The following is a 22,309-nucleotide window of genomic DNA, read 5'->3' as shown; positions in this document are numbered from 1 at the left end:
CGGTCGGTCACCCGACAGGAGGGGATGCCGGGAAGGAGACCCAGACCACTAAACTCTGGCGCGGAGGGAACCGATCGTGCGCAGGATGACGACTTCGACCAGCCGGCAGCCGAACGACCGGTCCGGGGCGGCCCAGGGCCACCCGGTCGGGCGAGACGCGGCGCCGATGATGCCCCTACCCCGGGAGGCCCGCAGATGAGGGTGCCCGCGCGATCCCCACGCCCCGGGCGGCGACCATGGTGATCACCGCACCGCACATCGGGCCGCTGCGCTGCCCCCGATGNGGCTCGGCGGCGGTCCCCGGGGGGCGGTTCTGCTACCACTGCGGCCTGGAGTTCACCCAGGCCGAGGCCCCGGCGTCCGAGGTCCCGGAACGGCGTGTGGTCACCGTACTGTTCGGCGACCTGTCCGACTTCACCGGCTGGGCCGACAACCGCGACCCGGAGCGCGTGGGCGAGATGACCGACCGGGTGCTCGCCGCGCTGGCCCACGAGATCGACGAGGTCGGCGGGCGTGTCGACAACCTCACCGGCGACGGCATCATGGCCGTGTTCGGCGCGCCCACCGCCCACGAGGACGACCCGGAGCGCGCCGTGCGGGCCGCCGCCGCGATGCAGGAGACCGTCCGCCGGCTCGTGCAGGACACCGCGGGCGACAGCGCGGAGGGCCGCCTCGGCCTGCGCGTCGGGATCAACACCGGCGAGGTCCTCGCCGGGGTGCAGGCGGCCATCTCGTACACGGTGATCGGCGACACGGTGAACACCGCGGCCCGGCTGTCGGCCGCGGCCACGATCGGCACCGTCTACGCGGGCCGTGAGACGGTGCTGGCGACCCGGTCGGTGGCGAGCTGGCGCGAGCTGCCCGACCTCACCCTCAAGGGCAAGCGGGAGCCGGTCCCGGCGTACGAGCTGATCAGCCTGCGCCCCTCCAACGTTGCCCGGCCGGGTCTCGCCGACGACGCGCCGTTCCTCGGCCGCGACGCGGAGCTGGCCGTCCTCGAGACGCTCTTCGCCGAGGTCGTCACCCGGCGCTCGCCGGAGGTCGCGCTGATCGTCGGCGAGGCCGGGATCGGCAAGACCCGGCTGGCCAGCGAGCTGGCCGACCGGGCCGAGCGGACGCCCGGCACGGTGGCGCTGTGGGGACGCACCGTCCGCCACGGCGACGGCCGGGGCCTCGCGCCCCTCGTCGACGTCGTGCGCAACGCCTGCGGCGTCACCGACGGCGACTCGCTCGACCGGGTGGCCGACCGGGTCCGGCGCACCGTGGCCGGGCTGTCCCACCCCCTCACCGGGGCGCGGCTGCCCGCCGGCATCGCCGACCGTTTACTCCTTCTGCTCGGTGTGCCCCTGGACCGGCGCGCCACCATCCCGGCCACCACCCCGGGCGACCCGGCGGCCCGCGCCTCCCACATCGAGGAGGCCGAGCAGCGTGCCGTGGAGGNGACGGTGGAGGCCGTTGCGCTGCTGCTCAGCGCGCTGGCGCGGTCCGGGCCCATCCTGGTGCTGATCGACGACCTGGAGTGGGCGACGAGCCAGCTCAGCGACGCGATCGGCCGNCTCGCCTCGCGCCTGTCCGGGCCGGTCCTGCTCGTCCTGCTCGACCGGGCCGGGCCGCGTCTGGCCACCCTGCCCCGGATCCGGCGCATCGACCTGCAGTCGCTGAGCACGGAGGCGTCCGGCCTGCTGCTGCAAAGCCACCTGCGGGGCAAGACGCTGGAGCCGCACACCCGCGACGACCTGCTCGCCCGGGTGCACGGCAACCCGTTCTTCCTCGTCGAGCTGCTCAACCTCCTCATCGACCGGCGGCTGCTGCACCCGGGCGACGGCACCGGCGACGGCGACCAGGCCGAGCTGGTGCTCGACGGATCGTTGGCGGAGACCCCGTTGCCGGCCGGCGTGCAGTCCGTGCTCGCCNCCCGCATCGACGATCTCGACCCGGTCGCCAAGGCGGTGCTGCGGGCCGCGGCGGTGCTCGGCCGGCGTTTCCCCGCGGAGGCGCTGCCGATGGTCGACGAGCGGCCGGCCGAGGAGGTCACCCGGGCGCTGGAGGTCCTGACCGAACGCCAGCTCGTCCGCCCGCCGCGAGCGGCCGAGACCCGCTGGCGCTTCGTCCACCCGATGGCCCGGGACGTCGCGTACGCCGGCCTGCCGAAGGTCGAGCGGGCCCGCCGGCACGCCACCGCCGCCCGCTGGGGCGTCACGGCGATGATCGGCAGCTCCCGCTCCGTGTCGACCTTCGTCGCCGGCCACGCCCTGCGCGCCTACGACCTGGCCGCCTCGATGGGCCTGCCGCCGAGCGACCCGGCCTGGTCGTCCCGGATGTCCGGGTTCCACGCGCATGTCCGGCTGGCCCGGGCGGCGCTCGCCCGCGACGACCACCGGACCGCGGCCGATCTGCTCGCCAGTGCCCGCCGGCTCGGCCGAGGCATGATCGACACGCAGGAGGACAACGTCGTCCGCGTGCTGCACGCCGAGGCCCTGGTGGGGCTGCGCCACCTCGAGGAGGCCGAGCGCACCCTGCGCCCGGCGCTGCGGGCCGGCGCCCCCGCCCGCCGGGCCGCCGCCTTCTCCGTGCTCGGGGAGCTGCGCCAGAAGCAGGGCCGGACCGAGGAGGCGGCCCAGTGCCTGCTCACCGCGCTGGAATCGGCCCGCCGGGCCGGGGACGAGCGGGCCACCGCCGCCGCGCTGCGCCGGCTAGGCATGCTGGAGTACAACGCCGGCCGGATTGGCGCGGCCGAGGACCGGTACCTCGAGGCCCTCACGATCGCCCGCCAGGTCGACGACCCCCGCGGCGTCGGCTGGGCGCTGCAGCACCTTGCCTGGAGCGCCACCACCCGCGGGGACTACCCCCGGGCCGAACGGACGCTGCGTGAGGCGTCGGCGGTGTTCGAACGGCTGGAGGACACCGGCGGACTCGGCTGGTGTCGGGGCACCGAGGCACTGGTGCTCCTGCTGTCCGGCCAGCTCACCCGCGCCCGCAAGCTCACCCGCGAGCTGATCGAGATCGCGGGTTCCGTCGGCGAGCAGTGGGGCATGGGTGTCTGCCTGACCGTGGACGCGATCGCCGCCGCGGAGCTGGGGGACATCGCCGCCGCAGAGTCCCACGCGCAGCGGGCCACGGAGCTGTTCGAGAATTCCGAGTACACGTGGGGATCGATGCTGGTGCTCGTCGCCCGGGGCCTCGCCGCCCGCGGCGCTGGCGAGCCGGCCCGCGGGGCCAGGTACCTCGAGCAGGCCTGCGACCAGGCCGCCGAGCGCGGCCACGTGGTCGTCGGCGCCCTGGCGCGGGTGCTGCTCGGGCTGACCCTGCTCGACGCCGGCGAGGTCGACCAGGCCGCGCAGGCCGCCGAGATCGCCCTCACCGACCTCGAGCATCTGGAGCTCCACCCGCACGCCCAGCTCGGAGCAAAGGTGCTCGTCGCCCAGATCGCCCGCGCCCGCGGGCGGACCAGCGCCGCGCTGGACCTGCTGCGGGAGGCGCTGTCGGCGAGCGAGCCGGCGACGCTGATGTTCCCCCGCCGGCAGGCGTACGCGCACCTCGCCGGCATCCTGCTGGACGCGGGCCAGCCGGCCGAGGCGCTCGAGGTCGCCCGGCGGGCGGTCGCCGTGGACGCCGAGGACGTGCGCGCCCAGGTGCTGGGCTACCGGGCGCTGGGCACAGCGCTCGTGGCCAACGGCGATCTCGAGGGCGGCCGCGGAGCCTACCTGCGGGCGCTCGCGGCGGCGACCGCCACCGGCGCCGTCAGCGAGGCGCCGCAGACCCGCCGGCTGCTGGCCAGCCTGCCGCCCAGCGGGGGCCCCGCCGGGGCCGGCAATCCCGCGGGCAGCGGTGGCGGTCCAGCGGGCAGCGGTGGCGGTCCGGCCGACGGCGCGGGACCCACCGTTGTCCCGGACGCGGGCGGCCCCGGCGCGGGCCTACCGGAGGCGGGTGTCCCCACCGCAGCGGACGCGCGGTCCCGGCACGGGGCGCAGCCGGCAGCGGCACAGGCAGCGGCACAGGCACAGGACCTCACCCTGCCGGGGACGACCGGGGACGCCGATCACGCGCGGACAGCATCCTCGCCGGCCGCGGTCGCGGGCAGCGCCGGCTGACCCGCGCAGGGCCATGGGCGACGTCAGGGGCCGGCGGGCGGGTCGTCCATCGGGGGCGACCCACCCGCCGGCACGGTGTGCGGGCGTATCGCGGGGCGCGGATGTAGGGCTGTCGGGCTGGGCGCGGGCGTGCCGGTGGAGACGAGTGGCTGACTGCACGGGCAGGCGGCTGGGCGCACGGGGCTCCGGGCCGTCCGGACGGATCCGGAACGGCGCGTGACGAGCGCCGGGAACTAGCGGGCTCGGCGGGACAGCCGTTCGCGGTCGAGCAGCACGACGGCACGGGAGTCCAGGCGAAGCCAACCGCGGGTGGCGAAGTCGGCAAGCGCCTTGTTCACCGTCTCCCGGGAGGCGCCGACCAGCTGGGCCAGCTCCTCCTGGGTGAGCCCGTGCTCNACCCGGACACCGNCCGCCTCGTTGCCCGGCTGCGCCGGCTCACCGAACCGCTCCGCCAGGTCGAGCAGGGCTTTCGCCACTCGACCCGGAACGTCCGTGAACACCATGTCCGCGACGTTGTCATTGGTGCGACGGAGCCGACGGGCGAGCACGCGCAGCAGCATTGCGCCCGCCTCGGGGCGGGAANGCAGCCAGGGCCGCAGCGCGGTGTGCTCCAGCGACAGCAACGACGCATCCNTGACCGCGGTCGCGGTAGCCGTGCGTGGGCCGGGGTCGAACAACGAAAGCTCCCCGAAGAGGTCACCAGGACCCATTACGGACAGCAGGTTCTCCCGGCCGTCGGCCGACTGACGCCCTATCTTCACCTTTCCGGACAGGACCACGAAGACCCGGTCACCGACGTCTCCCTCTCGGAACAGCACGTCCCCGCGGGTGACGTCCTGCCGATCAAGATGGTCGGAGAGGGCCAGCCGATCCTGCTCGGAGAGCCCGACGAACAGCGGTACGCGGGCAAGCAGATCCTCCACGGTCCTGAGCATGCCAGGACTATCGGTGGAGGGCACGGGCAGGGACCCCCAGCAATCAAATTGCTCCACGGAGGTGAACGTGGAGCGACCAACCGTGTGCCGTTCGCGAGAATCCGCCCTTGATCAGGCACTTCCGGATGCCACGTCCGGGTGTTTTAATCCCCACCNCCGCGCCCCGCCACGGGCGGCGGGAGCCGTCTCGCCCGGACGGGCCAGATGTGTACCGGGTCGATCGGCCCGGTCGCCGATGGGCCGATGGACCCGGTGCAGGCGCCTGGACGGATGGCCGGGGGCCGCCAGGGCCTTCGGCCCGGGGCCCGGGGGGCTCCCCGCCCGGCGCCGCTCCCCCACTGTGCCCGCCGTCCGAACCCGCCACCTGCGGCAATGCCCGCGGGCGCCGAAACCGACAGAAAAGCAATCGGATGCGCCACCCGCCGCGCACCTGTACCCGGACCGTTGTTGGCGCGCGGCGGGCGACATGTGATATACGCCAGGACCGGCCATCCACCCGACACCGAGAGAACGGCGGCAGGCGTGNCGGGGCATCAGGCCGCCCGATGCTTGCCGGGCGAGCCTCGGCGCAGCCGGCGCCGGTACCGCTCGAGCGCGGCGGGCAGGCCCTGCTGGACGAAGGTGTCGACCTCGTCAGGTTGGGCGTTGTCGAGGAAGCCCTCCAGTCCCTTGCCCGTGTCGGCGGCGTTCAACGGGCGTTCCACCCGTTCCATCGCCAGCAGAAGTCCGAGAAGCACCAGAGGAAAGAAGATCGCGGCAATGACAAACATGACTCCTCCATGGTGGCCGACGAGCGATCGGCAGCCGCACCGGGGGTGGGTGTGTCGCGGATCGGGTTGNCGGCATCGGTCATGACCACACGGCACGCCCACCGGTGCCACCAGGGCCGGATCGGCCGGCGGATACGCTGCGGGACATGCCCGCCGCCGTCGACACCGCGACCGAGACACCACTCGCGAGGACCCGGCGGGCCCGGNGGATCGTGCGTCTGCTGGGCGAGGTCCACCCGGATGCCCGCATCGCGTTGCACTTCGACAACGCTCTCGAGCTGCTGGTCGCCACGGTGCTCTCCGCCCAGTGCACCGACAAGAAAGTCAACGAGGTCACGCCGGCGGTGTTCGCCAGGTATCGGTCGGCAGCGGACTACGCGGCCGCCGACCGGGCCGAACTCGAGACGCTGCTGCGGCCGACCGGGTTCTTCCGCGCGAAGGCGAACTCGGTGATCGGCATCGGCGCGGCACTCACCGAGCGCTTTGGCGGCGAGGTCCCCCGCCGGCTCGACGAGCTGACCACCCTGCCCGGCGTGGGCCGCAAGACCGCCAACGTCGTCCTCGGCCACGCGTTCGACACCCCGGGCATCACCGTGGACACTCACGTCGGGCGCCTGGCACGCCGGTTCGGGCTGACCGGCGAGACCGATCCGGTCCGGGTCGAGGCCGACCTCGCCGGGCTCATCGAGCGGCGGGACTGGACGATCGCCTCCGACCGCATGATCTTTCACGGCCGGCGGTTCTGCCACTCCCGCCGGCCGGCGTGCGGCGCCTGCGCCCTGGCCCGCCTGTGCCCGTCGTTCGGACTCGGTCCCACGGAACCGGACGAGGCCGCCAAACTCGTGCGGGGAACACGCGGCGACGTCGAAGCCTTGCGGTGAGGGAGATGTCCACGCCTTCGCCCGCTTCCCCCGACGCACCCTTCCCCGGTCCCGCCAACGCCACCGCATCGCCCCCCCACATCGCCGCTCCGGCCGAGGTCGCCAGCCCGGTCGAGGTCGCCCGTCCCGGCGAGATCGCGCACCCCCCCGCGGTGCCGCGCCCGTCGGATCCCGTCGACACGGCGAGCCTGAGCGACACGGCGAGCCTGAGCGACACGGCGGCAGGCCGCTCCGCGGCACCGGCATGGTTGCGCAGCCTCGCCGGCCACCTGGGCGATGCGCTGGTGACCGGCCGAACCCGCCCGGGCCCGCGCGCCGCCGACGCCCGACCGGCGGCCGTCCTCATCCTGTTCGGCGACGGCCCGGACGGCCCGGACGTCCTGCTGCTCGAACGGGCGGCCGAGCTGCGCAGCCACGCGAGCCAGCCGGCGTTCCCCGGCGGCGCCGCCGACGCCACCGACGCCGACCGGGCGGCCACCGCGCTGCGAGAGGCCGCCGAGGAGGTCGGCCTCGACCCGGCGGGCGTCGAGGTGCTGGCCGTCGCCTCGCCGCTGTACCTGCAGGCCAGCCACTACCTCGTCACCCCGGTGCTCGCCTGGTGGCACACCCCGTGCGCGGTCGCACCCGTCGACCTCGCCGAGACGTCGTTCGTCTCCCGGGTCCCGCTGGCCGAACTCGCCGACCCGGTCAACCGGGTGATGCTGCGCTACGCCCAGGGTGGCCTGCTCAGTCCGGCGTTCCAGGTCCACGGCATGCTGGTCTGGGGCTTCACCGCCGGCATCCTCGACATCCTGCTGCGGCTGGGCGGATGGGAGCGCCCGTGGAACCACACGGCGGTGGTGGACTACCCGCCGAACGCGCCCCGAGACGAAAGGCACCACCGTTGACATCCTCCCCCGCGGACCGCGACCAGGCGGCCCGCCCGGCGGACCCGGGCTCACCCGGCCGGCGAGCGTCCCGCGCCGCGGCGCTGCTCGGGCTGGTCCTTGCCGTGCTGCTGGGCGTCGCGGGCTGCGGCGGCGACGGCGGCAGCAGTCCGTCCGCCGGCCCCACGCTCAGCGCCACCCAGGGGACGGACGGCGTCCAGGTGTTCGCGGTCACCGGCCTGCCAAGCATGAAATTCTCCGCCACGGAGCTGCTGGCGAAGCCCGGGAAGATCCGCGTCGACTTCTCCGTGGCGCAGGGCTCGGCGCCGCACAACTTCGTCGTCCCGCGCATCCCCGCCGCGCACACCAGCATCGTCTCCGCCGGAGAGTCGCAGAGCGTCACCTTCACCGTGACGGAGCCGGGCGACTATCCGGTGGTCTGTACCCTGCATCCCAACATGACGGCCACGCTGAAGATCNCCTNNNTNNGGGTCGNCCCCGCCGTGCCCAATGTGCTCGACGTCGTCCTGTTGGTGGTCGTCGTCCTCTTCGCGGTCTCCGGCTACCGGCAGGGCTTCCTGGTGGGTGCCCTGTCGTTCGTCGGCTTCCTGGGCAGCGGAGTGCTCGGCGCGAAGATCGCAAAACCGTTCACCGAGCTGATCGGTCAGCAGGGCCATGGTGCGCTGGTCGGCCTGCTCGTCGTGCTCGGGCTCGCCCTGGTCGGCCAGGTCGCCGGCACGGCGCTCGGCGTCGCGCTGCGTGAGCGGCTGACCTGGCGGCCCGGAAGGGCCGTCGACGCCGCCGCCGGGGCGGTGCTCTCCGGCGTCTCGGTGCTGCTCGTCGCCTGGCTGCTCGCGACCGCCGTCGACCGCTCCCCCTTCGAGTCCCTCGCCCGGTCGGTCCACGACTCCCACGTGCTCGCGGCGGTGGACGCCGGCATGCCCGACGGGGTCCGCGAGACCTTCGCCGACCTGCGCCAGATCGCCGACGACACGGCCTTCCCCGAGGTCTTCGCCGGCCTCGGGGGCGAGCGGATCATCGCGGCCGGCCCGCCGGACCCGGCCACCACCCAGGCCGCCGGGGTACAGGCCGCCGCGGCGAGCATCGTGAAGATCCGCGGCGTCGCCCGGTCCTGCGACCAGCGGGTCGAGGGCTCCGGCTTCGTGATCGCCCCCCAGCGGGTCATGACCAACGCGCACGTCGTGGCCGGCGTCCGTCACCCGACGGTCGTGCTGTCCACCGGCACCCTGCCGGCCGAGGTCGTGGTGTTCGATCCGGACCGGGACGTCGCCGTGCTGCGGGTGCCGGACCTGCAGCGCCCCCCGCTGCGGATGCGGGCCAGCCCGCCGGCCGCCGCCGAGGAGCCGGCGGTCATCGCCGGATATCCCCAGGACGGGCCGTACACCACCGTGGCTGCCCGCGTCCGCAACCACCAGCGGGCCCGCGCGGCGAACATCTACGAGCACGGCACCGTCGTGCGCGACATCTACTCCGTTCGTGGCCAGGTGCTGCCGGGGAACTCGGGCGGCCCGCTACTCGCCCCGGACGGGACCGTGCTCGGCGTGGTGTTCGCCGCGGCGATCGGCGACGACGACACCGGCTACGTGCTCAGCTCCGCCGAGGTTGCGCAGCCCGCCGAGGTCGGCAGCGTCGCGGTGACGCCGGTCAGCACGCAGGGCTGCGACTGACGGCCGGCCGGGATCGTCCGTGGGTCGTCCCGGACGTCATCCGGACGGTCAGGAGTCGAGCCAGGCCAGCAGCTCGGCGTTGACGAGGTCCGGGACCTCCTCGTGCGGGAAGTGTCCGACCCCGCCGTGCAGCTTCCAGGTGTAGGAACCGCTGACGTAGCGCCCGGACCCCTGGGCGGTGGACGGCAGGAAGCAGCGATCGGCCGCGCCGTGGATCTGCAACGTGTCGACGTGCAGGGAGCGCCGCAGCACGCCGGCGAACCGCGCCCCGTCCGNCCGGAACAAGGAGCGGAACACCCATCGGTGGTACTCCAGGGAGCTGTGCGCCACACCGGGGATACGCATCGCCGAGCGGTAGCGCCCCTCCGCCTCGGCGTCGGGATACCCGGGCCCCCCCCACGCGCGCAGGAGGACCGCAACCCGGAGGGCATCCCTGGCGACCAGGGACCGTTCGGGGCGCCACGGCAGTTGGAAGCCCGCCAGGTAGCGGCTCGCGGCGCCCTGGCCCCGTGGGTCCGCCGCGATCTGGTGACGCAGCCGCAGCGGGTGGGGCATCGCCAGGACGGCGAGGCGGCGGACGACCATCGGATGGCGGGTCGCCGTCGTCCAGCCCAGCAGGCCGCCCCAGTCGTGGCCGACGATGACCGCGTCCTGCTCGCCGAGCGCCCGGATGAGGCCCGCGACGTCGTCGGACAGGGTGAACGCGTCATAGCCGCGCGGCGGCTTGTCACTCGCCCCATATCCGCGCAGGTCCGGGGCCACGACGCGGTAGCCCGCCGCGGACAGCGCGGTGAGCTGGTGGCGCCAGGCCCACCAGAACTGCGGAAAGCCGTGCAGCAACAGGACCAGCGGGCCGCGGCCGAGCTCCGCGACGTGCAGCCGGGTGCCGTTGGCGGACACGTCCCGGTGCCGCCACGGCCCGTCGATCAGGACGCTGGCGGGTTCGGGAACGGTGTCCTCCATCGCCTGCCAGAATGGCAGACCGCCCCCCGCAGTGGGCCGGCGGTGGGCCGGTCAGGACGGGGCGTGACCGGCCCGGCGGCCGCCGCGGCGCAGGGCCGCGGGGAGTCCTCGCCGGCGCCCCCGCGACCCGGCCAATCTGGCAGCACCGGCCGATCTGGCAGCCCCGGCCGGCCTGGCAGCCCCGGCCGACCCGGCGATCAGGGGTGGAGGCCGTGCGGGGCGAGCACCGCCCCGCCGGGCCCCGACGGAGCGGAACCCCGCGGATCACCTGGTGCGGCCGGCCCCGCGGAGGTCGTCCCGGGTGCCGGGTTCGGCGGGGCGGCCGATGCCGGTGCCGGTGCCGGTGTGCCGGTCGGATTGCGCAGCCAGGAGATGTCGTCCCGGACGGTCTGGATGGTCCGTTCGGGCGGGGAGAGCCGCCGGAACCTGCGGATCGCGAACAACGCCAGCAGACCGGCGATCACCAGGTACCCCGCCGCGGTGAGCAGGTACGACCAGAACCGCTCGACGCCGGCCCAGGTGATCAGCTCTCCCAGGAAGATCGTGACGGCGATCAGGGCGCACAGCCCGAGCCCCGCCGCCACCGCCAGGAAGGCCACTCCGAGGGCGGCCGAGACGGCCTGTCGGGTCAGCTCTGCCTTGGCGAGGTCGATCTCCTGACGGACGAGCAGTGAGATGTCGCGGGTGGCCAGCGCCACCAGCTCGCCCAACGAGGGCTCTCGGCCGTTGCGGGCCTTTCCGGCAGTAGTCGACACCCTTCGTCCTCTCTCTGGCCCGCGACCGGACCGGTGTGGTCGGTCGCGAGGCCCATCGCCCCGACCAGGGTGGTCCGCGCCGGCGGCGGACCGCCAGACCCGGCCGCGGATCCCCGGCCCGGACCTCTCGCCAGCCGCCCCGCCGATGCTTCGGCGAACCGGCACGCGGTCCGCCGCTCCCTGTCCTGATGCGCAGTGTCCCCCGGGCGGACGCTCCCAGGGGGAGAACGACGCGGATGTGCTCGTGTGACGCCTCCGACGGCCGGCCGCTCACCGACTCCGGATGGCGCGGACGGGTAGCGTGCCAACCGTGAACCCCCGCCCGTCCGGATCAGTCCTCGCCGCCGACCCGCTGGCCCGAGTGGCCGCCCTGCCCGGCGTGCGCGAGGCGGCGGACAGCGCCCGCGCGTCCGTCGACGCGCTGCTGCGGCACCGCATCCTGCGCCGGCAGAGCGCCGACGTGACCGCAGAGGCGTCCCTGCGGGCGGCCCGCGCCTCGGCCGCCCTGGAGGGTCACGAGATCAGCCTGGACGGGCTACGCGACTACCTCGCCGGCGCTGGCACCGACGCGCGCCGCACCCCGGCGGACGAGGACCTCGCGGCGCCGGACCCTGCGGCGCCGGACCCTGCGGCGCCGGAGGCGGCGGGCCTGACGTTCCCGCCGGCCGTCGACGTTCCGGCCGACCTTCACTCCGCCGGCTCACTCGGCTTCGCCTCCACCGATCCGCCCTCCCCCGTCGTCCTGGGAACGGTCCGCCTCTATGCCGAGCTCGGGGTGCTCGGGCCGGCCTGGGAACGGGCGCCCCGCCAGGCCCTCGCGCGGATGCACGTCCTGGTCGGGCGCGGTTGCCTGCCCGACGACCTGCTCGGCCGGCCGCGCGCCGACGCCGGCACCCGCGAGCTGCTCGACCCGCTCCGGCTCGGTCCNCCCCCGCATTCGGTCGAGACCTCCGTGCGGCTGGATGGCCTGACCGGGCTGCTCGTCGCGCCGACCACGGCACCGGCCGTCGTGGTGGCCGCCGTGGTGCACGGGGAGCTGTTGGCACTGCGGCCGTTCGGTGCGCTGGACGGCGTCATCGCCCGGNCCGCCGCCCGGCTGGTCCTCATCAGCCGCGGGCTGGACCCCAAGGCCCTGACCGCCACCGATGTCGGACATCTCGAGGTCGACCAGATCGACGGCCAGGAAGCGCCGGTCCTCGGTTACCGCGACGCCGCCGCCGCCTACGTCGGCGGTGGGGCGCAGGGGGTCGCGGCCTGGGTGCTGCACTGCGCGAAGGCCCTCGAACTGGCTGCCCGGGAGTCCCTGGCCGTCTGCGAGGCGCTCGCTCGCNCCACCTGATCGGGTCCCNCGGCCCGTCGCCCGGCTCCCCACTCGGGGGATGCGTTCCGCGATCGACGGGCACGCCCGGAATTCGCACGACGGACGGTTTCACTCTGGCGCTCTCGGGTATTTCCCGCCATGTCGGACCTGGTGGCCCTGAGGCCACGAGACCCGGCCCGAGACGGGCAGCCCCCATACGGGCCATGTCCCGAGGCGACCCCCGCACTCCCCCCTGTGGGGGTCGCCTCCCCCAGACCGTGCCTCTCCGGTTCTGACGTCGGCTCCCGTTCCGACGTCGGCTCCGTCGCGTCCCTGCGGTCGCCGACCGACGCGGCCTCGGGTAGCGGCGAGCCGCCGGCATCAGGCGAAATCTTCCATGACACCACGGCAAAGCCCTGTGGAGAGCGCTCCATCCACAGGCCGGCCGCGGCGCATGGTGGGCCACGTCCTCCCCACACGACCGGGAAACGAGCTCACCATGCCCCCCGCCCCGCCCCTGCTCACCCCCGCTGCCGGCCGCGACGCGAGACCGCTGATCGTGACCGGTGTCCCGGACCTGCTCGACGACCTCCTGCGTCTGGCCGCCGCCGCCGGCGTCACGACGACCGTCGCCACCGAGCCGGGCGCACTGCGCCGCGCCTGGGCGGCGGCGCCGCTGGTCGTCGTCGGCATGGACCGCGCCGAGGCGTGCATCGCCGCCGGCCTGCCGCTGCGCCCGCACGTGGTCCTGGTCGGCGGCCACGTCGAGGACGGCCGAGTCTGGTCCGCTGGCACCCGCATCGGCGCCGATCACGTGATCTTCCTGCCGGAGGCCGAGCTCTGGCTGATCGACGCCTTCCNCGATCTCGACAGGTCCGACCCGCGCGCATCGGTGACGATCGGGGTGGTCGCCGGCCGGCGCGGCAGCGGCGCGTCGACGCTCGCCGTCTCGCTGGCGTTGGCGGGCCTGCGCCACGGCCTGCGCACGATGCTGATCGATGCCGACCCGCGGGGCAGTGGGGTGGCGCCCGGCTTCGCCCGGCTCCTGCCCACCGCGGCTGATCCCCCGCCGGGGGACGTCGATCGACAGTCGACGGTTCCCCCCTCTTCGCCGGACGCGGTGTCCCGACGCAGGCTCGGTGCGGCGCCGCTCCCCTCCTGGCCGGGTCCGCCGGCGGGGCCCGGTGACCTGGCTGTGGTCTCCTGGGATCTCGAGGTCGGGCCCGAGGTGCCGGTGGGAACGATGGTCACGCTGCTCTCGACGGCCCAGGCCACCTCGGACCTGGTGGTCGTCGACCTGCCCTGGCAGCAGGACCCGGCCGCCGCCCTCGCGCTCGGCTCCTGCCGGACGGCGCTGGTGGTGCTGCGGGCGGATCTGGCGTCCGTCCTGGCGGCCGAACGTGTCTGCGCGATGGTCGGGCGACGCTGCCCGGACGTGCGAGCGGTCGTGCGGCAACGCCAGTCGGCCGGGCTCGCCCCCGTGGCGGTCAGCGAGATGCTCGGAGTGCCGCTGGCCGGGGTGATCGCCGATGCCCGCCAGCCAGGGGCCGCCACGTCGGCCGGCGCCGACGCCCCACGGGACGCCGATGCCCCGGGCCCGCTCGGCGACCGGCTGCTGGCCCGGCTGGGGCTGCGGCGGCCGAGCACCCCGCAGGAGCCGAACGGTCCGAGAGCGGATCCTCAGCCATGGGCGTGACGGCCCGGCGCAGTGGTGAACCACCGGCCACGGAGCCCCGCGGCGCCGCTCCGCCAGGCGCCGGCCCTCTTGAACCCTTCCTCGCCGATCCGGACGTCACCGACGTGCTGGTGAACGCCCCCGACGAGGTCTGGGTGGAGCGGCGGGGCCGGCTGACGAGGACGCCGGTCACCTTCGCCGACGAGGATGCGGTGCGCCGCCTCGCCGTCCGGCTCGCGGCGGCCAGCGGCCGGCGGTTGGACTCCGCCATGCCCTTCGCCGACGTCCTGCTCGGCGACGGCACTCGGATGCACGCCGTCCTCGCGCCCACCGCCGTACGCGGCACCTGTCTGTCCCTGCGGCGCCCTCGGCGCCGGCCGTTCACCTTCGACGAGCTCGTGGTCGCCGGCACGCTGAGTCCCGCGGTGGCGGCGGTGCTCCACGCGGTCCTGCACGCGCGGCTCGCGGTCGTCGTGACAGGCGGCACCGGCACGGGCAAGAGCACGCTGCTCGCCGCCCTGCTGGGCGCGGTGCGTCCAGGCGAACGCATCGTCCTCGTCGAGGACACCGCCGAGCTCGCGGTGAGCCGGCCCGGCCTGGTCCGGCTGGAGGCCCGGCCCCCCAACATCGAGGGCGCCGGCGAGGTGACCCAGCGCGAGCTCGTCCGGCAGGCGTTGCGGATGCGACCGGACCGACTNGTCGTCGGCGAGGTCCGCGGCCCGGAGGTGCTCGACCTTCTCGTCGCCCTCAACACCGGGCACGAGGGAGGCCTGAGCACCGTGCACGCCAACGACACCGGCGCGCTGCCCACCCGNCTGGAGGCGTTGGCCGCCCTCGCGGGGCTGTCCCGGGCAGCGGTGCACAGCCATGTCGCCGCGGCTCTGCACGCGGCCGTCCATCTGCACCGGGATGCCGACGGTCACCGGCGGGTCCGGGCGGTCGGCGTGTTCCGCCGGGCGCCCGACGGTCTGGTGCACGTTGTTCCCGCGCTGGTGGCGCCCCCGCTCACGGGCCGGCGGGCAGGGCCGTGGCGCGCGCAGGCGCCCGTGGCCGCGGAGGGGCTGCCGCTGCTGAGGAACCTGCTGGACGTCCGTGGGGTGAGCCTGCCGGGGTTCGTCGACGCCGCGCCGCCCGCGAGGAGTCGGCCTTGATCGCCGCGCTGGCCACCGCCGCACGGGCTGGCACCATGCTGGGCATCGTCGCGGTGGTGGCGGTCACCGCCGGGCCCGTCGCCGCGGCGACCGTCGGCGTGGCGCTCGGCTGCCTGGCACGAGCNGTCCGGCGGGAGCGCGCACGGCGGCGGCAGGCGAGGGTGCGGGCCTGCGCGGAGGACTTCCTTGCGGCCTTCGCGGCGGAACTCGACGCCGGCGGTCCGCACGGGCACGCCCTGCGCGCGGCCGCACGCGGCATCGACGATCTCGGTGCCGCCCCCGGGCAACACCCTGACTGGATCCCGTTGGACCGGCTGGCCGACACGCTCGCGGGACCGGAGGACCCCGCGGTCGCACTGTGCCGTAACGAGGCCGGCGGGGTCCGCCAGCTCGGCATCGCCTATCAGGTCTGCACGATGGTCGGTGCCCGGCTCGCTCCCGCCACGACCATGCTGGCCACGCTCGCCAGGGCCGATGCCGTGCGGGCGGGGGAACTGGCCGCGGCGCTGGCCGGCCCGAGGTCCTCCGGGCGGCTGGTGGCCGCCCTCCCGTTGGCCGGGATCGCGCTGGGCTCGCTGGCCGGCGCCCAGCCGCTGCACACGCTGCTCGCAACCCCCGCCGGCAACGCCTGCCTGCTCGCGGGGGGTTTGGCGGACCTGGCGGGACTGCGCTGGCTGCGGTCCTTCGCGGACCGTGTCGAACGGCGGGTGGCCCCGGTGGCGATGGACGCCGCCCGGACCGGTGGCCCGACCGGCGTCGCCGCCGGGCGCGAGCGGCTGCTCGCCGACCTGCCGCTGGCCCTCGACCTGATCGCGGCCTGCCTGCGGGGCGGCGGGACGGTTGTCTCGGCCATGGAGGCCGTCGGCGCCGCCAACGGTGGGGTGCTGGGCCGCGAGCTGCACCGCGCCGCCGAGGACCTGGCGGCGGGGGCCGACGCGACCGCCGCCTGCGACCGGCTGATCGCTGCCACCGTCGCGAACGGCCGCGCGGCGCGGCTGGCGCGGCTGCTGCGACTCGATCCGCGCGCGTCGCCGGGATCACGCTGGACCTCGATGATGCGGGCGGCCGTCGCCGCCTTCGACCGGGCCCAGACGTCCGGGGCGAAGCCGGCCGCCGCCCTCGTCCGACTCGCCCAACGGGCCCGGGACGAGGCCCACGCGGAAAGCATCGCCNCTGCCCGCCGGGCCGGCGTGCTGGCCGTCGCGCCGCTCGGGCTCTGCTTCCTACCGGCCTTCCTGCTGCTCGGCGTCGTTCCCGTCGTGCTCGGGTCCCTGCCGCATCTTCCGCCGGCATGACCGCGTCTGCTGTCGGCGCAACCGCCCAGGCACCCACCGAGAAAACCCACCCTGCCCCGTCTGCGGAGGTGTCCCCGATGTTCCCGTCGAGAATGTTCCTGTCCCAGCGCCGCCTGCCCCGTCTGGCCCGCGGTCCGTTCATCCGGGCCGCCTGCCACCGGCTCCTCGCCGGCCGCCGCGGCGGCGCGGGCGGCCGCGACCTGGGGATGTCCACCGCCGAGTACGCGGTCGGCACGCTCGCCGCAGTCGCGTTCGCCGGTGTCCTCTACGCGGTCGTGTCGAGTTCCGCGACCCGCTCGCTGGTCTCGTCGGTCGTGCAGCGCGCGCTGACCGTCTCGTTCTGAGGGGGTCCGGTGCGATGGTCCGGGACGGCGCCGCGCGGGCGCCGCGCACGTCCCACCTCCCACCCACCGGCTGTCGCCCGACGCCGGCGGGAGGTCACCGACGGGGCGGACAGCGGTCAGGCGACCGCCGAACTCGCCATGGGCCTTCCCTCCCTGTTCGTCGTCTTCTTCCTCGCGGCCTGGATGGTCTCGGCGGTCGGTGCGCAGGCCCGGTGCGCCGACGCGGCACGGGTCGGGGCCCGGCTCGCGGCCAGGGGCGAGGCACAGGCGACCGTCTCCGCCGCGGTGACCCGGGCGGCACCTCGTGGGGCGACCCTGCGGCTGCACCGCGATGCCGACCTGCTGGACGTCGAGGTCTCGGCGCCGGTCGGCGCCGCCGGCCTCGGGCGGCTGGTGCCGGCGCTCGTCGTGACGGCGCACGCCGTCACTCCCGTGGAACCGGCCGCCTGCACGGCGCCGGACTGCGCTGCGCCGGGGCCACCGTGACCGCGGGTGCTCGCCATCCACAGTCCGCGGGACTCGCCACCCCCGCGGCGACCGGGGAGCTGCGAGACGGCGGATCGGCGACGGTGTGGCTGCTGGCCGTCCTGTTCGCGCTGATGTCGCTGGCCGGCCTCGTCTTCACCGTGACGGTGATCGGCGCGTCGCGGCAACGGGCCGCAACGGCCGCCGATCTCGCGGCGCTCGCCGCGGCGGCCCTGCCCCCGACCGACGAGCAGGCCGTGTGCGCGCGGGCCCGGGAGATCAGCGCCGCCAACGGGACCCGCCTGGTGGACTGCCGCACCGTCGCCGACGCGGTGGAGATCGCCGTCAGCGTGCGGCTGCCGGCGGTGATCGGCATGCTGGGCGATCTGAGCGTCCACGCTCGAGCCGGCCCTTGGGGCGGCGCGGCCGGCGCCTACCTGCCGACGCTCCAGGAGGCGGACGGCCAGGAACGGGCCGCGGATCCGTCCTGAACGGTCTGGGCGGCGCCGTGCCGGAGGGTGTCACCTTCACGACAGGCCTGCCCCGTCTTCGCAACCGACGGGGATCGCCTCCCGTCGATGACTCCGGACGTCGTCGGACGCGGCGCCGATGCGGCGGAGGCGGAACTACGCGCCGCCGGGTTCACGAACATCNCCAGAAACCCGTGGCCGTGGCGCGATCCTGACCGACCACGTCGGGCACCGCGACCTGGGGGCTCACCACCGTGATCGTGACCATCGTTCCCTAGGCGACTCGGTCTCGACGTCGTCGAGGGGCCCCGGCAGGGAAGCGAGGCACCGGGGACGGTCGTCTCCCAGCGGCCCCCGGGGGGCGTCGTCGCCCGCGGCTCGACGATCACCATCGTCGTCGCGCAGGCGAAGGCACCCGACCAGACCCCGGCCTCCACCCCGCCGGCGTCCCCCTCCTGACCGCAGTCCCCACCATGCACCAGCACGTCCCCGGCCGGGCCACCCCCGTGGCGCGGCCCGGCCGGCGCCCGGCCGCCGACGTCCCAGCAAGCGCATGGTCAGGAGCGGGCCCCCGCGCTGTCCTGGACGGTCTGGTCGGCCGAGTCGCGGTCGCCGGTCTCCCGCCGGCCCAGGTCCGCGACGCGAGCCACGATCCGGTCGCCGCGTCGCGGATGGGTGTTCGTCCGCACCGGCGCGCTGGAGCCGGCGGACGGCGGATCGGCCGGCGGGTTGTTCGAGGTCGGGGGGTTGTTCGAGGCCGGCGGCGTCGACGGGGTGGGGACGCGCACGGCGGACCGCACCGGCGCGGATTGCCGGCCGTCGCCGGACCAGGTGGGCGAGGTGTCCGCGCCGTGCGCGGGGACGGTCTCGGCGGCCGGACGGGGCTCGAAGACCGGGCGGGCATCAGCAGCCGGGCGGATCTCGGTAGCCGGGCGGGCCTCGGTAGCCGGGCGAGCGTCGGTAGCCGGGCGAGCGTCGGTGGCCGGGCGGGCGCCAGAAGCCGGGCGGGCCTCGGCGGCGGGCTGCTTCGCCAGCGTGGGGCGCTTGGCGAGGGTGGGGCGCGTCCGCCTGGGACCGCCCGGGGTCCGCTCGTCGGCCCCAGTCGGGCGCGTCGCCGCGGCCACGGGCGCGAGCGGCGCGGCGCCGGCGGGTACCGCCGCGGCAGGCGCCGGCGCGGTGCGGATCGCCGCCAGCTCACGGGCCCGCTGCCGCTCGACCCGCCGGCGGTGCCGGTCCCGCGCCAGGCCCTGCAAGGTCAGCTGCACTCCCGCGACGACCAGCACCCCGGCGGCGAGACCCAGCACGAACAGGCCCCAGATATCGAAGGAGAGGGACTGCCCCATGATCATTACATCTGTGTGGCCGCCNTTCTCCAGCACCAGATCGGCGGTGAAGACCCCCGCTACCAGCAACAACACGACACCGACGGTTACCACCGGTACCTCCAGAACCATGGACGTGGGCGAAACTGGCCGCGAAGAGCCGATGGGCTTCGGCCTACCCGTCTTTGGTCGAGGCGGAACCGTTCGGGCGCAGTGTGATCCGTGGAATCCACGGAGTTCACGGGATCCGTGTGATCCGTGTGATCCGTGGTTCAGCCGACGGCGGCGGTCACCGCGGCGAGAAGGCGCCAGGCGGCGGCCTTGTCGAGCGGCTCGTTGCCGTTGCCGCATTTCGGCGACTGCACGCAGGACGGGCAGCCTGCCGGGCATTCGCACGCGCCGATGGCGTCCCGGGTGGCGGCCAGCCAGTCCCCGATGCGCAGGAACCCCCGTTCGGCGAATCCCGCGCCGCCGGCGTGGCCGTCGTAGACGAAGACGCTGGTCCGGCCCGTGTCCGCATGCAGGGCGGTCGACACCCCGCCGATGTCCCAACGGTCGCAGGTGGCGAACAGCGGAAGCAGGCCGATGGCCGCGTGCTCGGCCGCGTGCACCGCGCCGGGNACATCCGCGGACTCGACGTCGGCGCCCGCGAGCAGGGCGTCGGTGACGGTGTACCAGACGGCGCGGGTCCGCAACTGTCTCGGCGGCAGATCCAGCGGCTCCTGGCCGAGCACCTCGCCGGTCGCGACGAGCCGACGCTGGTAGCCGACGACCTGGCTGGTGACCTCGACCACCCCGAGGTGCACCTCGACGTCGGGCAGGACGCGCGAGCGCGTCGACTCGACGATCCGGATGTCGGTGTGCTCGCGCGCGACCGTCGTCCACTCCGGGGACTCCTCGTGCACGAACGCCACGGCTTCGGGCAGGTCCAGGTCGTCCACGACGAAGCTCGAGCCCTGATGGAGGTAGACCGCACCGGGGTGTACCGCGGAGTGCGCGGCGGCCGCGTCGACCGTGCCCAGCAGGCGCCCGGTGGCCGTCTCGACGATGCGGACCGGCGGGCCGCCGGCCCCCCGGATGTCCACCTCCGGACGACCCCGCTGGGTCCAGAACCAGCCGGTGGGCCGGCGGCGCAACCGCCCGCGGCGCACCAGGTCGTCGACGACGCGCGCCGCCGCCGGGCCGAACAGGCCCAGGTCGGCCTCGGTGAGCGGCAGCTCGGCGGCGGCGCACTCCAGCTGCGGGGCGAGCACATAGGGGTTGTCCGGGTCGAACACGCAGGCCTCCACCGACCGGCCGAACACCGCCTCCGGATGGTGAACGAGGTAGGTGTCCAGCGGGTCGTCCCGCGCGACCAGCACCGCCAGCGACCGCTGCCCGTCCCGACCGNCCCGGCCGGCCTGCTGCCACAGCGAGGCGAGGGTGCCCGGAAAGCCGGCGGTGACGGTGGCGTCCAGGCCGCTGATGTCCACGCCCAGCTCCAGCGCCGACGTCGTCGCGACGCCGAGCAGGTCCCCCGCGCGCAGTCGCCGTTCCAGCTCACGGCGCTCCTCGGGCAGGTAGCCGGCCCGGTAGGCCGCCACCCGCTCCGCCAGGTCCGCACCGATGTGGCCCAGCTCGCGGCGGGCGGTGACCGCCACGACCTCCGCCGAGCGCCGGGACCGGACGAACACCAGGGTGCGCACGCCGTCGGCGACGAGATCGGCGAGCAGGTCGGCCGACTCCGCGGTGACCGACCGCCGGACCGGCGCGCCGTTCTCACCGACACCGTACTCACCGACACCGTTCTCGCCGGCACCGTTCTCGCCGGCACCGTTCCCGCCGGCACCGCGCGGCTCGCCCGAGGCGTCGGACCCCTCCCGCTCGGCCGGCCGCCGCCACAGCAGCGGGGGCTCGTAGAGCACGAAGTCCATCGGGCCTCGGGGGGCGCCGTCGTCGTCGATCACCTCGACGTCGACCCCGGTCAGCCGGCCGGCAGACAGCCCCGGGTCGGCGGTGGTCGCGGACGCCAACAGGAACACCGGCTGCGACCCGTAGCGGGCGCAGACCCGCCGCAGCCGCCGGATCACCGCGGCGACGTGGGCGCCGAACACCCCGCGGTAGCCGTGGCACTCGTCGATCACGACGAACCGCAGGCCACGCAGGAACTGCGCCCACCGCCGGTGTTGGGGCAGGATCCCGCGGTGGAGCATGTCGGGGTTGGTCAGGACGAGGCCGGCATGGGCCCGGACCCAGTCCCGCTCGGCCGCCGGCGTGTCGCCGTCGTAGGTGGCGGCCCGGACCCCGGTGAGCCGCAGTGCCCGCACCGCCCGGAGCTGATCATGGGCGAGTGCCTTCGTCGGCGACAGGTAGAGCGCGCGGGCACCGGGCTGGGCGAGCAGCCGCGACAGCACCGGCATCAGGTATCCCAGCGACTTCCCGGAGGCCGTGCCGGTCGCCAGCACGACGCTGCGGCCGGCATGGGCGGCGTCGGCTGCGGCCGCCTGGTGCGTCCACGGCGCATCGATCCCGGCGGCGACCCACCGCCCTCGCAGCACCGGGTCGACCCACTCCGGCCAGGGCGCCCGCCGCCCCGGCCGGGCGGCGACCGGCTCGACATGCGTCATGCACTGCGCCCGCCGCGCGTCGCGGCGAAGCCCGGCGAGGACCNTGTCCGCGCCGCCGATGTCCGCCGGCGAACCCACGACCGTCGAGGATATGCGCCGCGGCGCCACCGCCCGCAGGACGATGGGCGATCCACGGGCCACCACCCGACGGACCACCCGGCACGCAACCGCGACTCGGCGCGGCCGACCAGCCCCGCACAGACAAGATCAGGGATAGATTCCAGCAGACGTCATCGACCACGCCGCCGGAATGCCGGGGGCACCGCGATCTGTGTCGCGGCCCACCGGATTGATCCTCCTCGTGGGAGGGTAATGGCGCCGTGATGTCGGTCGCCCGAAGCGCGGGACGGCCGGAGGCACCCCAAGGAGGATCCGTGGACCTGTCCCTCACGACTCGCCAGGAAGGCAACCACACGGTCGTCGTGGTGGGCGGCGAGATCGACGTGTACACCGCACCGAAGCTGCGCGAGCAGCTCATTGATCTTGTTTCCGGGGGCTCGTACCACCTGGTCGTCGACATGGAGGGCGTCGAGTTCCTCGACTCGACCGGCCTCGGCGTCCTGGTCGGCGGCCTCAAGCGGGTGNGTGCGCACGAGGGTTCCCTGCGGCTGGTCTGCACCCAGGAACGCATCCTCAAGATCTTCCGGATCACGGGTCTCACCAAGGTCTTCCCGATCCATTCCTCCATCGAGGAAGCGCTCGCCGCCAGCGAGTGAGTGAGCCGGACATCAC

12 protein-coding genes and 19 pseudogenes are annotated in these 22,309 nt (G+C 75.1%); 21 read left to right on the top strand and 10 right to left on the bottom strand.

Translation table 11 applies throughout. From position 1 onward, the window contains the following. Nucleotides 1-284 precede the first annotated feature (284 nt). The 4 genes and pseudogenes from UK94_RS51455 to UK94_RS51440 form a co-directional block, all read left to right on the top strand. Nucleotides 285-1,440, top strand: a pseudogene (locus UK94_RS51455) (adenylate/guanylate cyclase domain-containing protein); the annotation flags it as partial. 1 nt (nucleotide 1,441) lies between these two features. Further along, nucleotides 1,442-1,555 (top strand): annotated as a pseudogene (locus UK94_RS51450) (hypothetical protein); the annotation flags it as partial. Nucleotide 1,556: 1 nt separating this feature from the next. Then, nucleotides 1,557-1,913, top strand: a pseudogene (locus UK94_RS51445) (hypothetical protein); the annotation flags it as partial. A 1-nt stretch (nucleotide 1,914) separates the two neighbouring features. Continuing rightward, a partial coding sequence (locus UK94_RS51440) for a tetratricopeptide repeat protein (protein ID WP_235487835.1) occupies nucleotides 1,915-4,091 on the top strand: 2,177 nt, incomplete at its 5' end. 233 nt (nucleotides 4,092-4,324) lie between these two features. On the opposite strand, the pseudogene UK94_RS51435 reads toward UK94_RS51440, so the two are convergent. From UK94_RS51435 to UK94_RS13890, 4 genes and pseudogenes are all read right to left on the bottom strand, one after another. Next, nucleotides 4,325-4,486 (bottom strand): annotated as a pseudogene (locus tag UK94_RS51435) (helix-turn-helix domain-containing protein); the annotation flags it as partial. 14 nt (nucleotides 4,487-4,500) lie between these two features. Further along, a pseudogene (locus tag UK94_RS51425) lies at nucleotides 4,501-4,673 on the bottom strand (Crp/Fnr family transcriptional regulator); the annotation flags it as partial. 52 nt (nucleotides 4,674-4,725) lie between these two features. After that, nucleotides 4,726-5,014, bottom strand: a 289-nt coding sequence (locus UK94_RS51420) for a cyclic nucleotide-binding domain-containing protein (RefSeq protein WP_235487882.1), incomplete at its 3' end; no start/stop codon positions are given. A 545-nt stretch (nucleotides 5,015-5,559) separates the two neighbouring features. After that, nucleotides 5,560-5,796, bottom strand: a complete 237-nt coding sequence (locus tag UK94_RS13890; RefSeq protein WP_041939918.1) for a hypothetical protein — start codon at nucleotides 5,794-5,796, stop codon at nucleotides 5,560-5,562. Between the two features lie 207 nt (nucleotides 5,797-6,003). Here UK94_RS13890 and nth point away from each other — a divergent pair. From nth to UK94_RS13875, 4 genes are all read left to right on the top strand, one after another. Continuing rightward, nucleotides 6,004-6,677 (top strand): endonuclease III (nth, locus tag UK94_RS13885; protein WP_235487833.1); only part of this gene is annotated, 674 nt, incomplete at its 5' end. A gap of 5 nt (nucleotides 6,678-6,682) precedes the next feature. Continuing rightward, nucleotides 6,683-7,564: a CoA pyrophosphatase gene (locus UK94_RS13880; protein ID WP_231861407.1), complete on the top strand. Its 882-nt coding sequence runs from the start codon at nucleotides 6,683-6,685 to the stop codon at nucleotides 7,562-7,564. After that, nucleotides 7,561-8,022: plastocyanin/azurin family copper-binding protein (locus tag UK94_RS34660; RefSeq protein ID WP_235487831.1), on the top strand; the 462-nt coding region annotated here is incomplete at its 3' end. The genes UK94_RS13880 and UK94_RS34660, both read left to right, overlap by 4 nt. Before the next feature lie 24 nt (nucleotides 8,023-8,046). Further along, the gene (locus UK94_RS13875) at nucleotides 8,047-9,231 is read left to right on the top strand and encodes a MarP family serine protease (RefSeq protein ID WP_011607601.1); all 1,185 of its coding nucleotides are present in this window, start codon (nucleotides 8,047-8,049) and stop codon (nucleotides 9,229-9,231) included. Between the two features lie 48 nt (nucleotides 9,232-9,279). On the opposite strand, the pseudogene UK94_RS51415 reads toward UK94_RS13875, so the two are convergent. From UK94_RS51415 to UK94_RS13865, 3 genes and pseudogenes are all read right to left on the bottom strand, one after another. After that, a pseudogene (locus UK94_RS51415) lies at nucleotides 9,280-9,506 on the bottom strand (alpha/beta hydrolase); the annotation flags it as partial. Nucleotide 9,507: 1 nt separating this feature from the next. Beyond that, on the bottom strand, nucleotides 9,508-10,194 hold a 687-nt coding region (locus UK94_RS13870), incomplete at its 3' end, for an alpha/beta fold hydrolase (RefSeq protein WP_235487829.1). Between the two features lie 197 nt (nucleotides 10,195-10,391). After that, complete coding sequence (locus tag UK94_RS13865) at nucleotides 10,392-10,949, bottom strand: phage holin family protein (RefSeq protein ID WP_235487826.1); 558 nt, start codon at nucleotides 10,947-10,949, stop codon at nucleotides 10,392-10,394. 283 nt (nucleotides 10,950-11,232) lie between these two features. On the opposite strand from UK94_RS13865, the pseudogene UK94_RS51410 reads away from it, so the two are divergent. From UK94_RS51410 to UK94_RS33745, 11 genes and pseudogenes are all read left to right on the top strand, one after another. Continuing rightward, nucleotides 11,233-11,876 (top strand): annotated as a pseudogene (locus UK94_RS51410) (hypothetical protein); the annotation flags it as partial. A gap of 158 nt (nucleotides 11,877-12,034) precedes the next feature. Continuing rightward, nucleotides 12,035-12,279, top strand: a pseudogene (locus tag UK94_RS51405) (hypothetical protein); the annotation flags it as partial. A 1,656-nt stretch (nucleotides 12,280-13,935) separates the two neighbouring features. Then, nucleotides 13,936-14,621, top strand: a pseudogene (locus UK94_RS51400) (ATPase, T2SS/T4P/T4SS family); the annotation flags it as partial. A 1-nt stretch (nucleotide 14,622) separates the two neighbouring features. Then, nucleotides 14,623-14,738: pseudogene (locus UK94_RS51395) on the top strand (ATPase, T2SS/T4P/T4SS family); the annotation flags it as partial. Nucleotide 14,739: 1 nt separating this feature from the next. Further along, nucleotides 14,740-15,075: pseudogene (locus UK94_RS51390) on the top strand (pilus assembly protein CpaF); the annotation flags it as partial. 416 nt (nucleotides 15,076-15,491) lie between these two features. Further along, a pseudogene (locus tag UK94_RS76105) lies at nucleotides 15,492-16,247 on the top strand (secretion system protein); the annotation flags it as partial. A gap of 1 nt (nucleotide 16,248) precedes the next feature. After that, nucleotides 16,249-16,370 (top strand): annotated as a pseudogene (locus UK94_RS51380) (hypothetical protein); the annotation flags it as partial. Between the two features lie 77 nt (nucleotides 16,371-16,447). Next, nucleotides 16,448-16,714, top strand: coding sequence for a DUF4244 domain-containing protein (locus UK94_RS51375; protein WP_050997290.1), 267 nt, complete (start codon nucleotides 16,448-16,450; stop codon nucleotides 16,712-16,714). A gap of 9 nt (nucleotides 16,715-16,723) precedes the next feature. Continuing rightward, nucleotides 16,724-17,200, top strand: a complete 477-nt coding sequence (locus UK94_RS13835; protein ID WP_011607609.1) for a pilus assembly protein — start codon at nucleotides 16,724-16,726, stop codon at nucleotides 17,198-17,200. Further along, nucleotides 17,197-17,670 carry a flp pilus-assembly TadE/G-like family protein gene (locus tag UK94_RS13830; RefSeq protein ID WP_011607610.1) on the top strand — a complete coding sequence of 158 codons (474 nt, stop codon included), beginning with the start codon at nucleotides 17,197-17,199 and terminating at the stop codon, nucleotides 17,668-17,670. The genes UK94_RS13835 and UK94_RS13830 overlap by 4 nt, the downstream gene beginning before the upstream one ends. Nucleotides 17,671-18,002: 332 nt before the next feature. Continuing rightward, nucleotides 18,003-18,108: pseudogene (locus UK94_RS33745) on the top strand (hypothetical protein); the annotation flags it as partial. A gap of 1,135 nt (nucleotides 18,109-19,243) precedes the next feature. Here UK94_RS33745 and UK94_RS51370 read toward each other — a convergent pair. The 3 pseudogenes from UK94_RS51370 to UK94_RS51360 all read right to left on the bottom strand — a co-directional run. Continuing rightward, nucleotides 19,244-19,591: pseudogene (locus UK94_RS51370) on the bottom strand (Zn-binding domain-containing protein); the annotation flags it as partial. A gap of 1 nt (nucleotide 19,592) precedes the next feature. Beyond that, a pseudogene (locus UK94_RS51365) lies at nucleotides 19,593-20,360 on the bottom strand (DEAD/DEAH box helicase); the annotation flags it as partial. 1 nt (nucleotide 20,361) lies between these two features. Continuing rightward, nucleotides 20,362-21,620: pseudogene (locus tag UK94_RS51360) on the bottom strand (DEAD/DEAH box helicase); the annotation flags it as partial. Between the two features lie 331 nt (nucleotides 21,621-21,951). On the opposite strand from UK94_RS51360, the pseudogene UK94_RS51355 reads away from it, so the two are divergent. Both UK94_RS51355 and UK94_RS51350 read left to right on the top strand, forming a co-directional pair. Next, nucleotides 21,952-22,161 (top strand): annotated as a pseudogene (locus UK94_RS51355) (STAS domain-containing protein); the annotation flags it as partial. 1 nt (nucleotide 22,162) lies between these two features. After that, a pseudogene (locus tag UK94_RS51350) lies at nucleotides 22,163-22,293 on the top strand (anti-sigma B factor antagonist); the annotation flags it as partial. Between the last annotated feature and the right edge of the window lie 16 nt (nucleotides 22,294-22,309).

This window comes from Frankia sp. AvcI1, assembly GCF_001420875.1.
Lineage (GTDB): Bacteria > Actinomycetota > Actinomycetes > Frankiales > Frankiaceae > Frankia > Frankia alni.
Note: the sequence above shows the minus strand (reverse complement) of the source record. Positions and strands in the feature narration are given on the sequence as shown.

Excerpts from the sequence above, each read along its gene's own strand:
- UK94_RS13890 (WP_041939918.1), bottom strand. The coding sequence starts at position 5,796 with ATGTTTGTCATTGCCGCGATCTTCTTTCCTCTGGTGCTTCTCGGACTT.
- UK94_RS13880 (WP_231861407.1), top strand. The coding sequence starts at position 6,683 with ATGTCCACGCCTTCGCCCGCTTCCCCCGACGCACCCTTCCCCGGTCCC.
- UK94_RS51375 (WP_050997290.1), top strand. The coding sequence starts at position 16,448 with ATGTTCCCGTCGAGAATGTTCCTGTCCCAGCGCCGCCTGCCCCGTCTG.